This window comes from Leifsonia soli (assembly GCF_013408745.1).
GTDB lineage: Bacteria > Actinomycetota > Actinomycetes > Actinomycetales > Microbacteriaceae > Leifsonia > Leifsonia soli.
In genome coordinates this window covers 3,164,626-3,178,026 of the sequence record NZ_JACCBJ010000001.1, presented here as the reverse complement: position 1 = coordinate 3,178,026, position 13,401 = coordinate 3,164,626, and the positions used below count along the sequence as shown (strand labels likewise).

Genomic DNA, 13,401 nt, shown 5'->3' with positions numbered 1-13,401 from the left:
TTCACTGAGCGCCCGCGCGGCACGTCCGGCCGGAACCGTCCCCAGGCTGAGAGGGCTCGCACTTCTCCACAGATTCCCGCGACCGGCCCGGCCTGAGAGGGGGTCTTCGTAGCGTCGACTCATGGCCGACGACGAAGAAGAGGACGTGGCACTTGCGAACATCCCGAACCACGACCGCCCCCGCGAGCGGATGCGGCGACTGGGCGTCGGATCCCTCACAGACGACGAGGTGCTCGCCCTCGTGCTGGGGTCCGGGCAGACCGGGCGTAGCGTCCTCGCACTGGCGCGATCGGTGCTCCGCAGGACCGGTGGCTTTCCCGGGCTGGCCACGATGGACTTCGCCCGGCTCGAACGACTACCGGGAGTCGGGCCGGCGACCGCGGGCCGACTCGTCGCGATCATCGAGATCTGGCGGCGAGCCGGGGCGTCGTCCACGTGGACCAGGCTCACCGACCACAAGGCCGTCGCCGATGTGGTCCGGCCCGAGCTCCTGCACCGCGACTCGGAACGCTTCGTGGTCGTCGTCGCCGATCGCGCGTCGCGTCCGCTCGAGCTGGTGCTCCTGCAGGACGGCGGCGTGGATGAGACGAGCGTTCAGCCGGCCGACGTCCTTCAGGCGGTACTCACCCGCGGCGGCCGGTCGTTCGCGGTCGCGCACAACCATCCGTCCGGAGTGCTCGACGCATCCGTCGCCGACCTCATGCTCACCCGCCGGCTCGACCAGTCCGCGGCGACACTCGGCCTCCGCTTCCTGGGGCACGTGCTGGTGGCGGGCGACAGCTGGACGGCTCTGCCCACCGCCGGCTCGGGCGCTACGGCGTCAGGCGGGTCGGCCCACGGAAGAGGTAGGTCGTCTCGCGCAGGTTCGAGAGGTGCAGCATGAGCATCAGCACGCGCGCAAGGCCCATGCCGAAGCCGCCGTGGGGCGGGATGCCGTACCGGAAGAACGCCAGCACATCCTCGAGCTCCTCGACGGAGAGACCCTTCTCGACCGCCTGCTTCTCGAGGATGTCGACGCGATGCTCGCGCTGAGCCCCCGTCGAGATCTCGACGCCGTTGAAGATCAGGTCGTAGCTGCGGGTGATCGACGGGTCCTCGGGATGACGCATGTGGTAGTACGGCCGGATGCTGGCGGCGTAGTCCGTCAGGAAGACGAACTCGTGGCCGTAGGTCTCCTTGACGTAGGCCGAGATCTGGCGCTCGCCCTCCGGGTCCATGTCGTCGTCCTCGCGCTGGACCTCGTAACCGCGCTCGGCGACGATGCGCTTCGCCTCGGCGAGCGGGATGCGCGGGAACGGCGTCGACGGCACGGTGATCTCGACGCCGAACAGGCGCTCGATCTCCTCGCCGTGCTTCTCCTTGACGGCGGTGAAGCCGGCGACCAGGAGGTCCTCGTGCACCTTCATGACGTCTTCGTGGCTGTCGATCCAGCTGATCTCGGTGTCGACGCTCGTGAACTCGGTGGCGTGACGGCTGGTGAAGCTGGGGTCGGCACGGAACGCCGGGCCGATCTCGAACACACGGCCGAAGCCGGCGGCCTGCGCCATCTGCTTGAAGATCTGGGGGCTCTGCGCCAGGTAGGCGGTGGTCTCGAAGTACGGAAGCTCGAACAGCTCGGCGCGCGACTCGGAGGCGGAGGCCATCAGCTTGGGCGTGTGGATCTCGACGAAGCCGTTCTCCACCCAGTACTGGCGGAGGGCGTGCTCGAAGGTCGTCTGCACGCGGAAGATGAGGTTGTGGCGCGGCTCGCGCAGGTCGAGGAAGCGCCAGTCCATGCGCTTGTCGATGCCGCTGTCGGCGGCGATCGGAGTCTCCGGGATGGCGGCCGTCTCGACCTCGAGGGAGGTCAGTCTGATCTCGATGCCACCGAGCTTGACGCGCTCGTCGTGCTTCAGCTCGCCCGTGGCCCGCACAAAGCTGCCCTGCGAGAGAGCGGAGATGGTGGTCGCGGGCTCATCGGCGATCACCACGCCGTCGTCGCCGACGGTCCGCGGGTTGACCAGCTGGACGGCTCCCGACTCGTCGCGCAGAACGACGAACTGCACCTTCTTCTGGTCGCGGACGGTCTCGACCCATCCGGCGACGCTCACGGGGCCGTCGGGGAGGGCGGCCAGGTCCTTGATCAAAACGCGTGCAGTCACGAGCCCCAAGCCTACCGGTGCGCCCGTCGTGCGCGGTGTGACAATGGGAGGACCAGGCACGAAGGAGTAGCCCATGAGCACCGAAGAGGTCGTCATCCTGTCCGCCGCGCGCACGCCGCTGGGGAAGATCAAGGGGGCACTCGCCTCACTGAGCGCGGTGCAGCTGGGGACGATCGCCGTGAAGCAAGCGCTCGACCGGTCGGGAGTCGGGGCGGACGCCGTCGACACCGTCCTCTTCGGTCAGGTGCTTCAGGCGGGAGCCGGACAGAATCCGGCCCGTCAGACGGCGATCGGCGCGGGGATCGGGTGGGACGTGCCCGCAACCACGATCAACAAGGTGTGCCTGTCGGGCCTCGCGGCCGTGATCGACGCTGCTCGGCTGATCCGAGCAGGCGAGGCGACCGTGGTCGTGGCGGGAGGGCAGGAGTCGATGACGAATGCGCCGCACATCCTGCCCGGGTCACGGCTCGGCTGGAGCTACGGCTCCATCCAGGCGCTCGACTCCGCGGCGCACGACGGGCTGACGGATGCGTTCGACGGGATCTCGATGGGTGCCTCCACCGAGAGCTACACGGAGAAGCTCGGGCTGACGCGGGAGGCGCAGGACGACTTCGCGGCGCGATCCCACCAGCGCGCGGGAGCAGCAGCCGCAAGCGGGGTCTTCGACGACGAGGTCGCGCCGGTGACCATCCCGCAGCGGAAAGGCGAACCGCTCGTCGTGCGGACGGACGAGGGGGTGCGACCCGACTCGACGGCCGAGACGCTCTCGCGACTGCGGCCGAGCTTCGCGGAGAGCGGGACGCTGACGGCGGGCAACTCCTCGCCCCTGAGCGACGGGGCGGCGGCGCTGGTGCTGACCAGCCGCGAGAACGCGGAGCGGCTCGGGCTGCCCTGGCTCGCGCTGGTGGGGGCGAGCGGACAGGTCGCCGGTCCGGACAACTCGCTGCACTCGCAGCCGTCGCGGGCGATCGACGCAGCACTCCGGCGGACCGACTGGAGTGCGGCGGACCTCGACCTGGTCGAGATCAACGAGGCCTTCGCAGCGGTAGCACTGCAGTCGATGGCAGACCTGGGTCTCGATCCGGACAGGGTGAACATCCACGGCGGCGCGATCGCCGTGGGGCATCCGATCGGCGCGTCCGGCGCGCGGCTCGCGGGCCACGCGGCGCACGAGCTGGCGCGGCGAGGCTCCGGGCGAGCTGCGGTCGCGCTGTGCGGCGGTGGCGGACAGGGAGACGCTCTCCTGCTCTACCGCTGATCCGGTGGTGCCGACGAGCGCTGCGGGCCACGGTGGGCGCAGCGCTGGCGGCGGCGACGGACGTGGCGTCAGCGCTGGCGTCAGGGCTGGCGTCAGCGCTCCAGGTGACGCTCCGCCGGGCCGGTGTACTGCGACAGAGGCCGGATCAGCGAGTTGGCCGCGTACTGCTCGAACACGTGCGCGGTCCAGCCGGTGACCCGTGCCGCTGCGAACAGCGGGGTGAACGTCTCGGTGTCGAAACCCATCAGGTTGTAGGCAGGGCCGGACGGATAGTCGAGGTTCGGCTTGATGTTCTTGCGCTCGCCCATGGCGTTCTCGAGAGCGTCGTACAGGTCGAGGAGATCGCGGCGGTCGTAGTGGTCGGCGAGCACCACCAGGGATGCGTGCATGGTCGGCACCCGCGAGTCGCCGTTCTTGTACACGCGGTGACCGAAACCCATGATCTTGCGCTTCTCGGCGAGGGCCGCGTCCAGCCACTCCTCAGCACGATCGGCGGTCCGGATCTCCTCGAAGGCGTGCATGACGGCCTCGTTCGCCCCACCGTGCAGCGGGCCCTTCAACGCGCCGATGGCGCCGGTCACCGCCGAATAGACGTCCGACAGTGTCGAAGCGATCACCCGCGCCGTGAACGTGGAGGCGTTGAACGAATGCTCCGCATACAGGACGAGGGAGACACGGAACGCGTCGACCACGACGTCGTCGGGAACCTCGCCGAACGTCATCCAGAGGAAGTTGCGCGAGTAGTCCAGGTCGTCGCGCGGCTCGACCGGGTCGAGTCCGCGACGGCGACGCTGGATGTACGCCACGATCGCCGGCAGCTGCGCGAACAGGTAGAGGGCGCGGCCCTCGTTCAGCTCCGGGTCCAGGATGCTGTCGGGCTGCTGAAGCGTCGCGTCGAGGCCTCCGAGCTGACTCACCGCGGTACGGAGCGCGTCCATCGGGTGGGCGGACGCCGGGATGTCGTCGAGGGCGCGACGCGTGCGATCGTCCAGGCGACGCAGCGAACGCTCCAGGGACTCGAAGGCGACCAGCTGCTCCGGCGTGGGCAGTTCGCCGTGCCACAGCAGATAGGCCACCTCCTCGAAGGAGCAGTGCGCGGCGAGCTCCTGAACCGGGTAACCGCGGTACAGCAGCGAGTTCGTCTGCGGGTTCACCGAGGAGATGGTGGTCGTGTCCACCACGACGCCGGCGAGGCCCTTGTGGATCTCAGGGTCGGTCATATGAGCTCCTTCGCTGCTGACGGGATCGCCGCCGACGGACGGTTTCGAGAGAGGGCGCTACTTCCGCACGTCGAAGTTGTACACCGACGTGTCGAAGGCGTTGTAGCCCTCGTAGTCAATCAGGTCGTACAGGTCGGCGCGATGCTGCATGTCGTCCAGCATCGGCTTCAGCGTGCCCGAATCGACCAGCTGGTCGAGGCCGCGCTCGGCGGCGCCCATCGCCAGACGCAGGAGAGACACCGGCCAGATGACGATATTCACCCCGACATCGCGCAACTGGTCGACGGTGAAGAGGTCGCTCTTCCCGAATTCGGTCATATTCGCCAGCACCGGCACGTCCACGGCAGCGCGGATGGCCTCGAACTCGGAGAGGTCCGCCATCGCTTCCGGGAACAGCGCGTCGGCGCCCGCATCGACGAGCGCCTTCGCGCGGTCGATCGCGGCGGCGAGCCCCTCGACCGCGCGGATGTCCGTGCGGGCCATGATCAGGAGGTTGCCGTCGCGGCGAGCATCGACGGCGGCCCGGATGCGCTTGAGCGCCGTGTCCTCGTCCACCACCTGCTTACCGTCGAGATGGCCGCACCGCTTGGGGTTGACCTGGTCCTCGATGTGCAGACCGGCGACGCCGGCATCCTCCAGCGCCTGGACGGTACGGGCGACGTTCATCGGCTCGCCGAATCCCGTGTCGGCGTCGACCAGGGCCGGAAGGTCCGTCATCCGCGTGATCTGAGCGGATCGGGCGGCGACCTCCGTCTGCGTCGTCAGACCGATGTCCGGCAGCCCCAGATCCGCGGAGAGGACGGCCCCCGAGATGTAGACGCCCTCGAAGCCCTTCCGCTCGATCAGGCGGGCACTCAACGGATTGAATGCCCCCGGCATCCGGATCAGCTCACCCGACGCCAACCGGGCGCGGAAGGCCGCGCGCTTCTCATGCGCGGGAACGGACGAATACAGCATCTAGAAGAGTCCCTTCGGCGAGGGGGTCGCGGCCAGAAGTCCCGGCCGTGCGGTGATGGTCAGACCGCCCAGCTCGGAGGCGCTCAGTTCGGGCAGGCGGCCGGCGAGCGCGAGGAACCGCTCGATCTCGTCCTGCTCCAGCACATCGGCCGCCAGCATGCGGAACTTCGCGACATAGTCGGCTCGCACGAACGGCCGAGCGCCGAGCGGATGGGCGTCTGCGACCGCGATCTCGTCCTCGATGACGCGGCCGTCCGCCAGACGGATGACGACGCGGCCTCCGAAGGCCTTCTCCGCCGGGTCGGTCGAGTGATAGCGGCGGGTCCACTCTGCTTCCTCGGACGTCGTGACCTTCCCCCACAACTCGACGGTGTCCGGACGCGCGGCACGCGAAGGGAGGTAGGACTCCACGTGATGCCAGCCGCCGTCCTGCAGGGCCACCGTGAAGATGTACGGGATGCTGTGGTCGAGCGTCTCCCGCGAGGCCGTCGGATCGTACTTCTGCGGATCGTTCGCACCCGAGCCGATCACGTAATGCGTGTGATGCGACGTGTGGATGACGATGCTCTCCACCTGCGACGGATCAGCCGCCTCCGGGTGCTCGCGGTGCAGCTTCCTCGCGAGGTCGATCCATGCCTGGGCCTGATACTCCGCAGAGTGCTCCTTGGTGTACGAGTCGAGGATCGCCCGCTTAGGCTCCCCGGCCTCCGGCAGGGGGACGTCGTACGACGCGTCCGGGCCGTCGAGCAGCCAGGCGATCACCCCGTCCTCCCCCTCGTAGATCGGGGTGGGGCTGGTCTCACCGCGCAGTGCGCGGTCGATGGCCTCGACCGCCATCTTCCCGGCGAAGGCGGGCGCATGGGCCTTCCAGCTGGAGATCTCGCCCTTGCGGGACTGCCGGGTCGCGGTCGTGGTGTGAAGCGCCTGGCCGATCGCCTGATAGATGGTCTCGGGTGGAAGGTGCAGCAGAGTGCCGATGCCCGCCGCAGCGGACGGACCCAGGTGCGCGACGTGGTCGATCTTGTGCCGATGCAGGCTGATCGCTCGCGCCAGATCGATCTGGATCTCGTAACCGGTCGCGATGCCGCGAACGAGGTCCCGCCCGGTCAGGCCGTAGGCGCGTCCCGCGTGCTGCGCGACCGCGATGATCGGGGGGATGTTGTCGCCCGGGTGGGAGTACTCCGCGGCCAGGAAGGTGTCGTGGAAGTCGAGCTCGCGCACTGCGACCCCGTTCGCCCAGGCGGCCCACTCCGGCGACACACGTACGGCCGGCTCCTCGCCGAACACCGTCGAGCCGTCCTGCGGGTGATCCACCGACTCGGTGAGCTCCTCCAGCTGCCGCGACGGGATCGGATGCGCGAGGGCCTGCGACCGGGCCGACACGACAGGTCGCCGGGTCAGGGAGGCTGCGGCGACGGCCGCGTTGTCGATCACCCGGTTGATCACCATCTCGGTGACCTCCGCGTCGACCTCCACCGGGTCGGCCGCGACCTCCGCGATCTTCCACGCGAGCTGGTCCTGACGGGCGAGGTTCTCCTCGCTGCTGTGCACACGAACGTTGTGGAGCTTCACGTAACGAACCTACCTCCCCTACGCTCGGCACATGGTCCCCGGCCCGTCACTGCTCGCGTTCGCCCTCGCGTCGATCGCGCTGATCGTGATCCCGGGACCGAGCGTGCTGTTCGTCATCGGGCGCTCCCTGGCCCTGGGGCGGCTCGGCGGTCTGCTCAGCGTCCTCGGGAACGCGCTCGGGATGCTCCCGCTGGTGATCGCGGTCGCCCTGGGGATCGGGGCGATCGTCGCGGAGTCGCTCGTCCTGTTCACGATCATCAAGTTCGCAGGCGCCGCCTACCTCGTCTACCTGGGCATCCAGGCGATCCGTCATCGACGGCACACCGCCGTCACGCACGAGGCGACCCCGCCGCGGCGATCCTGGGCGCGCATCCTCGGCGAAGGATTCGTCGTCGGGCTGACGAACCCGAAGTCGCTCGTCTTCTTCGTCGCGGTGCTGCCGCAGTTCGTCGACTACCGGGCGGGCGGGATCCCCCTGCAGATGTTCGAACTGGGCGTGGTCTTCCTCGTGCTGGCGCTGATGTTCGACAGCGTCTGGGCGCTCGCCGCCGGCACCGCTCGGCAGTGGTTCGGACGCTCGCCCAAACGGGTGGAGCGCCTCGGAGCGACCGGCGGTGTGCTCATGATCGGGCTCGGCGGCGTGCTCGCCTTCACCGGCGTCAAGCACTGACCGGACGCGCCGACTGCGGACTGGGCCCGCGGTCGAAGCGGGCCTCCGGCGATCAGATGTCTCCCGCCGTGGCGATCGGCGCGATCACCGCCCGGGCGAGGGTGTGGAAGTGCGCGTTGAAGCCCAGGACGGCCGGCGTCGACTCGGGGTCGAGGTCGAGGCGCTCGACATCCAGTGCATGCACCACGATGTCGTAGCGGTGGGTTCCCGTTCCGGGCGGAGGCCCGGCGCCCGTGAAGCTCTTCGACCGCATCTCGTTGGAGAGCATGGAGGCGCCGGCCGGAAGGTTCGCGCCGCCCTCGGCGCCGGCACCGGCGGCCAGCTCGGTGACGGAGGCGGGGATGTTGTAGACGGCCCAGTGCCAGAACCCGGAGCCGGTGGGGGCGTCCCGGTCATGGATGGTCACCGCGAAGCTCTTCGTCTCGGCGGGGAAGCCGCTCCACGAGAGCTGCGGCGAGATGTCGTCGCCGCCACCGCCGGCGCCCCACTGGGCGCGGGACAGGGGACGCCCGTCCGCGACGTCGTCGCTCGAGACACGGAAGAGGGGTACAGCGCCGAAGCGCTCCAGGGGATCGTTGGCCATACCGCCACGCTACGCCCGCGCTGCGGGTTCCGGTTCCACCGGGGAGGGATGCCTGCGGAAGCGCCGGGGCAGACCGGCCAGACCCCACAGCGTCACACGGAGCATGGCCTCCACCACGATCCCGCCGCCCATCTTCGAAGCGCCGCGTTCCCGCTCGACGAAGGTGATGGGCACCTCGACGATCCGGAGACCCACGTCGTGTGCCCGACGCGTCATGTCGATCTGGAAGCAGTAGCCCTGGCTCTCGGTGCGCTCGTAGTGCAGGCGCTCCAGCGCGTCCGCCGTGAATGCCCGGTAGCCGCCGGTGACATCCCGAACCGGCAGCCCGAGAGCAACGCGGGAATACGCGCTGCCTCCGCGGGAGATCAGCCGGCGGCGGGCCGGCCAGTTCACCACTCCCCCGCCGTCGACCCAGCGCGAACCCAGGACGACGTCCGCTCCGGCCGGCGAATCGGGCGACCGGACCGCACCCAGCAGGCGCGGAAGCTGCTCTGGCTGGTGCGAGCCGTCCGCATCCATCTCGACGATGACGTCGTAGCCCGCGTCGAGCGCCCACTGCATCCCCGCGCGGTAGGCGGCCCCGAGGCCTTCCTTCCCCGTGCGGTGCAGCACATGCACGCTGGCGTCCGTTGCGGCGAGCGCATCGGCCAGCTCACCCGTGCCATCCGGAGAGTTGTCGTCGACGACGAGCACGTCCGCGTCCGGAACGGACGCACGCACGCGTCCGACGATCGAGCCGACGTTCTCTCGTTCGTCATAGGTCGGGATGATGACCAGGGTTCGCAACAACCCGCCTTTCTGTCAGGGGCACGCTCCGGAGGGGCGTTCTCGACCCTGTCCTACCAGTCTGAACGGGAGGCGAACTAGACTGCGGGCGCTCACAGCCTTCACGATCCTACGATTCGGCCGGCCGCGGAACCACTCGCCTACGATGAGGCGGTGGCCGTCCCCAAGATTCTGCTGTTCTACGTCTTCGCGCCGCTGCCCGACCCGGAGGCGGTCCGGCTCTGGCAGCGGGAACTGTGCGAACGGCTGGGACTGCGGGGGCGCATCCTGCTCTCGGCCCACGGCATCAACGGAACGCTCGGCGGCGAGCTCGATGCGCTGAAGCGCTACCTCCGCGTCACCAAGGAGTACGGGCCGTTCCGCGGCCTCGAGGCCAAATGGAGCGAAGGATCCGGCCTGGATGCGGACAATTCGAGCGCCGACTTCCCCCGGTTGTCGGTCAAGGTGCGGGACGAGATCGTGTCGTTCGGAGCTCCCGATGAGCTGCTGGTCGATGAGAACGGCGTGCGAGGCGGCGGCGAGCGCCTCTCCCCCGACCAGCTGCACGCGCTCGCCGAGGAACGCGACGACCTCGTCTTCTTCGACGGGCGGAACCGCTTCGAGGCCGAGATCGGACGGTTCACGGACGCCGTCGTGCCCGATGTCGCCAACACCCGCGAGTTCGTCGCCGCGCTCGACAGCGGCGCGTACGACCACCTCAAGGACCAGCCCGTCGTCACGTACTGCACCGGAGGCATCCGCTGCGAGGTGCTGTCGTCGCTGATGCGCTCCCGCGGCTTCCAGGAGGTCTATCAGCTCGACGGGGGGATCGCGCGATACGGCGAGACGTATGGCGACGACGGCCTCTGGGCGGGCGCCCTCTACGTCTTCGACGGACGGGGCTCCCTCACCTTCAGCGACCACGCCGCCGTCCTCGGCCGCTGCGTCACCTGCGGCGCGTCGACCAGCCGGATGCGCAACTGCTCCGACCCGGCCTGCCGGGAGCAGCTCGTGGTGTGCGACGACTGCGGAACCGCGACCTGCGAGGCCCACGCCGCCTGATCCCGGCGGCGAAACCGTCCACATCGCCGAGGGCGAACACGTTCTCCACCGACTCGCGGGAAACCTTGGCGGCCTCTTCGTGTTGCCGCCATCATGAACAGCATGGATCCGGTCTCCACCATCGTCTGGATCGTGTCGTTCGTCGTCGTCACGGTCACAGTCACCGGCCTGTCGCGCAGGGTCGGCTGGTCGGCCCCCGTCGTGCTCGTCTTCGTCGGGGCCGCCGCGTCCTTCGTGCCGGGCGTGCCGGAGGTGGCGCTGGAACCCGAGGTCGTCCTGTTCGGCCTCCTGCCTCCCCTGCTCTTCGCGGCCGCCATCCAGACCTCGATCGTTGATGTCCGGGCCAGGCGAGACGGCATCCTGCTGCTCTCCGTCGGTCTGGTGGCGTTCACGGTCGTCGTGGTGGGGTTCGCGACCTACCTGGTGGTCCCGGCGATCACCCTCGCTGCGGCGTTCGCCTTCGGGGCGGTGGTCGCCCCGACGGACACGGTGGCCGTGCAGGCGGTCGCCGGGCGGGTGAAGCTGCCGAGACGACTCGTGACCGTGCTGGAGGGCGAGAGCCTGCTCAACGACGCGACAGCCCTGGTCGCGCTGAACGCCAGCATCGCGGCCATCGTCAGCGTGGTGAACCCGGTGTCGGTCGGCGTCGACTTCGTCCTCGCCGTGGTGGTCGGCATCGGCGTCGGACTCGTCGTCGGGCTCGTCCTCGCCACGATCCGCAAGCAGCTGCGTTCGCCCGTCCTCGACACCTCGCTCGCACTCGTCACGCCCTACCTCGCGTTCATCCCGTCGCAGCTGCTCCACGGTTCCGGGGTGCTCGCCGTGGTCGTCGCCGGGTTGTACCTCGGCTATCGCTCGCCGACCATCCAGACGGCCGAGGCCCGGATCGCGGAGACGATCAACTGGCGGACCGTGAGCTTCCTGCTCGAGAACGCCGTCTTCCTCTTCATCGGGCTCGAGCTGCGGTCCATCCTGACGGCCGCGTTCACCTCGGGCATCACGATCCCTCAGACGATCGTCATCAGCATCGTCGTCCTGCTGGCGATCTTCCTCGCCCGCTTCCTCTGGATGATCGGCACCACCACGCTCTACCGGTACGGTCCGCAGCGGTTGAGGGAGCGCGGCTGGTCGTGGCCGACGGGCATCGCCGTCTCGTTCGCGGGCATCCGCGGCGTCGTGACGCTCGCGGCGGTGTTCCTGCTCCCCGAGGACACCCCGCACCGTGAGTTCCTGCAGTTCCTCGCCTTCGTCGTCGTGGTCGGGACGCTGCTCGAGGGGCTCGCGCTGCCCTGGATCATCCGCCGGCTGAAGCTGCCGCCTCCCGACTTCGCGCAAGAGGCCAGCGAGATGCAGCGGCTGCTCGCCGAGGCCCAGTCCGCCGGGCTGGAGCACCTGGAGTCGCAGGTCACCGGCGATGAGGACGATCGGGTGATCGAGCGACTGCGGATCAATGCACTGTTCCTGTCCGACGCCCTCGAGAACCCGTCACCGGACGATCGCGCCGACCTGCCGCTCGAGTATCGGCGGCTGCGTCGCACGATGATCACCGCGGAGCGCCAGGCCGTGCTCGAGGCGCGGGCCGAGGGGCGCTACCAGGAACCCGCGGTGCGGTCGGTGCTCGCGTTCCTGGATGCCGAGGAGTCTGCACTCAAGGCGGGCGGGGCGGACGGGAAGAAGCCGCTCATGTGAGGGTCGGCGAGTCCGCCGGCGCCGAATCCACCGGCGGCGGGCCTGCGGCCGTGACGGGCGCAGCGGCAGGACGGCCGCGACCGCGGCGAGCGTCGCGACCGTCGCCGCGCGGGCGACGTGCCCACAGTCGCGAGCGCTTCGACGACAGGGCAAGGACCACCAGGATGTCGAAGGCCAACCCGAGCAGATTGTTGCGCAACGAGATCTGCGGGCCGCCGTTGAAGTAGTCGATCGCCGAGATCACGATGATCAGCGAGCTGTACGACATCGCGGCGATCCGCGCCCAGTTGCTGCCGAAGAACACCAGCAGGGCGAGCACGAAGTACAACACAAGACCGGCCCCGAAGACCCCCATCGCGATGCCGAGCACCAGGCTGACCGCGCTCCGCTCGCTCGCCGTCACCACCTCGCCGGCGAGCTCCGACATCACGAAGCGGTCCCAGCCGAGCAGATTGAGCACGATGTAGCCGACACCGGCCACCACCCGCAGCGCCATCAGCAGCGCACCGAGCGCCGTCGGCACCGGGCGGCGCTCCGCGAGGGCCGCGCGACGGGCGGCAGCGTCGGCCGCGACCATCGCTGCCCGTTCGTCCACCGCGACCTGGCGGAGGTCCACGATCGGGAGATCGCCGTCCGTCTCGATCGTGTCCCCACCGCCGTTCCGCGCGTGGTAGCCGGTCGAGAAGTCGCGGATCACCGACACGTCGACGCCGACATCCGCATCCAGCAGTGTCGAGACGATGTGATCGCGCTCGATGTCGGTGTTCGCGTCGATCTTGTGGGTGATCTGCAGCGTGAACAGGGAGAATCCGACCGACCGGTCGAACGTCCCGGCGGCCAGCCAGTCCACGCCGTGCCCGCCCGGGAGCAGCCAGCCCTCTGGACACCGCCAGAACCGCACGTGATGCCGTTTCGCCGGGTTGCCCTTCACCTCCTGCTGGTACGCGACATCCTGCTGATGCCCGAACAGGAACAGCGGGCTCACCGGTGCCTCGTCATAGCTGCGGCGCAGCAGCGTCGACGTGATGATCCGCCGGCTGGAGCGGAAGGTGACGTCATCCGCGCGCGTCCAGCCGGCCTCCCGCATGGCGTCGTCGAGCTGCGCCTCCGAGCCGAGCAGCGCGAGGTTGATCGGGTCGCCGAGCAGCCCGTCACTCGTGCGCGCCCGGCCGATGAAGTAGTCCGGCACGTAGATCTCGGTCAGGATGCGATGCAGCCGCGGCAGGACCAGGTAGGCGAGCACCAGCCAGAACACCACGAAGAACAGGATCAGGAACCAGCCCCACTCGAAGCTGTCCGTGAGAAGCAGGATGGCCAGCCAGACCGCGGCGACACCCCCGAACACGAAGAACGCGTAGTCGATGACCGAGCTCACCGAGACGCGCCGACCGAGCGCCGAACGGCTCTTCGGCACCTCCATCGGTTCCCCCGCGCGGGCCATGCGGCCATCCTAGAGCGACGAACGTCCGCGCCGTAGGGTGTGC

General features: G+C 69.3%; 12 protein-coding genes. 5 read left to right on the top strand and 7 right to left on the bottom strand.

The window, feature by feature from the left end; genetic code table 11:
• Window positions 1–121 precede the first annotated feature (121 nt).
• The gene (locus tag BJ963_RS15415) at window positions 122–883 is read left to right on the top strand and encodes a JAB domain-containing protein (protein ID WP_089915616.1); all 762 of its coding nucleotides are present in this window, start codon (window positions 122–124) and stop codon (window positions 881–883) included.
• On the opposite strand, the gene aspS is transcribed toward BJ963_RS15415, so the two are convergent.
• A complete protein-coding gene (gene aspS / locus BJ963_RS15410; protein ID WP_343037298.1) occupies window positions 813–2,141 on the bottom strand; it encodes an aspartate--tRNA(Asn) ligase in 1,329 nt (442 codons plus the stop codon). The genes BJ963_RS15415 and aspS overlap by 71 nt on opposite strands.
• A 73-nt stretch (window positions 2,142–2,214) precedes the next feature.
• Here aspS and BJ963_RS15405 point away from each other — a divergent pair, with 73 nt between their 5' ends.
• Window positions 2,215–3,399, top strand: a complete 1,185-nt coding sequence (locus tag BJ963_RS15405) for an acetyl-CoA C-acetyltransferase (RefSeq protein ID WP_179457426.1) — start codon at window positions 2,215–2,217, stop codon at window positions 3,397–3,399.
• Window positions 3,400–3,491: 92 nt separating this feature from the next.
• On the opposite strand, the gene BJ963_RS15400 is transcribed toward BJ963_RS15405, so the two are convergent.
• Genes BJ963_RS15400 through BJ963_RS15390 form a run of 3 tightly spaced genes read right to left on the bottom strand, consistent with a single transcriptional unit; the run spans window position 3,492 to window position 7,148 of the window.
• Complete coding sequence (locus BJ963_RS15400; RefSeq protein WP_179457425.1) at window positions 3,492–4,619, bottom strand: bifunctional 2-methylcitrate synthase/citrate synthase; 1,128 nt, start codon at window positions 4,617–4,619, stop codon at window positions 3,492–3,494.
• Between the two features lie 57 nt (window positions 4,620–4,676).
• Window positions 4,677–5,576: a methylisocitrate lyase gene (gene prpB, locus BJ963_RS15395; RefSeq protein ID WP_089915627.1), complete on the bottom strand. Its 900-nt coding sequence runs from the start codon at window positions 5,574–5,576 to the stop codon at window positions 4,677–4,679.
• Complete coding sequence (locus tag BJ963_RS15390; protein ID WP_179457424.1) at window positions 5,577–7,148, bottom strand: MmgE/PrpD family protein; 1,572 nt, start codon at window positions 7,146–7,148, stop codon at window positions 5,577–5,579.
• A 31-nt stretch (window positions 7,149–7,179) separates the two neighbouring features.
• On the opposite strand from BJ963_RS15390, the gene BJ963_RS15385 reads away from it, so the two are divergent.
• Window positions 7,180–7,818, top strand: coding sequence for a LysE family translocator (locus BJ963_RS15385; protein WP_089915633.1), 639 nt, complete (start codon window positions 7,180–7,182; stop codon window positions 7,816–7,818).
• 52 nt (window positions 7,819–7,870) lie between these two features.
• Here BJ963_RS15385 and BJ963_RS15380 read toward each other — a convergent pair whose 3' ends face one another.
• Both BJ963_RS15380 and BJ963_RS15375 read right to left on the bottom strand, forming a co-directional pair.
• Window positions 7,871–8,401, bottom strand: coding sequence for a YbhB/YbcL family Raf kinase inhibitor-like protein (locus tag BJ963_RS15380; protein WP_179457423.1), 531 nt, complete (start codon window positions 8,399–8,401; stop codon window positions 7,871–7,873).
• 9 nt (window positions 8,402–8,410) lie between these two features.
• The gene (locus BJ963_RS15375) at window positions 8,411–9,187 is read right to left on the bottom strand and encodes a polyprenol monophosphomannose synthase (RefSeq protein ID WP_218857660.1); all 777 of its coding nucleotides are present in this window, start codon (window positions 9,185–9,187) and stop codon (window positions 8,411–8,413) included.
• 153 nt (window positions 9,188–9,340) lie between these two features.
• Here BJ963_RS15375 and trhO point away from each other — a divergent pair, with 153 nt between their 5' ends.
• Complete coding sequence (gene trhO / locus BJ963_RS15370) at window positions 9,341–10,228, top strand: oxygen-dependent tRNA uridine(34) hydroxylase TrhO (protein WP_179457421.1); 888 nt, start codon at window positions 9,341–9,343, stop codon at window positions 10,226–10,228.
• 102 nt (window positions 10,229–10,330) lie between these two features.
• Window positions 10,331–11,917 (top strand): Na+/H+ antiporter, encoded by a 1,587-nt coding sequence (locus tag BJ963_RS15365; protein WP_246298076.1) that lies wholly within the window; start codon window positions 10,331–10,333, stop codon window positions 11,915–11,917.
• Here the strand turns inward: BJ963_RS15365 and BJ963_RS15360 are convergent.
• Entirely contained in the window at window positions 11,910–13,358 is a 1,449-nt protein-coding gene (locus tag BJ963_RS15360; RefSeq protein WP_179457419.1) for an LssY C-terminal domain-containing protein, read from the bottom strand. The two genes, BJ963_RS15365 and BJ963_RS15360, sit on opposite strands and share 8 nt — an antisense overlap.
• Window positions 13,359–13,401: the final 43 nt, after the last annotated feature.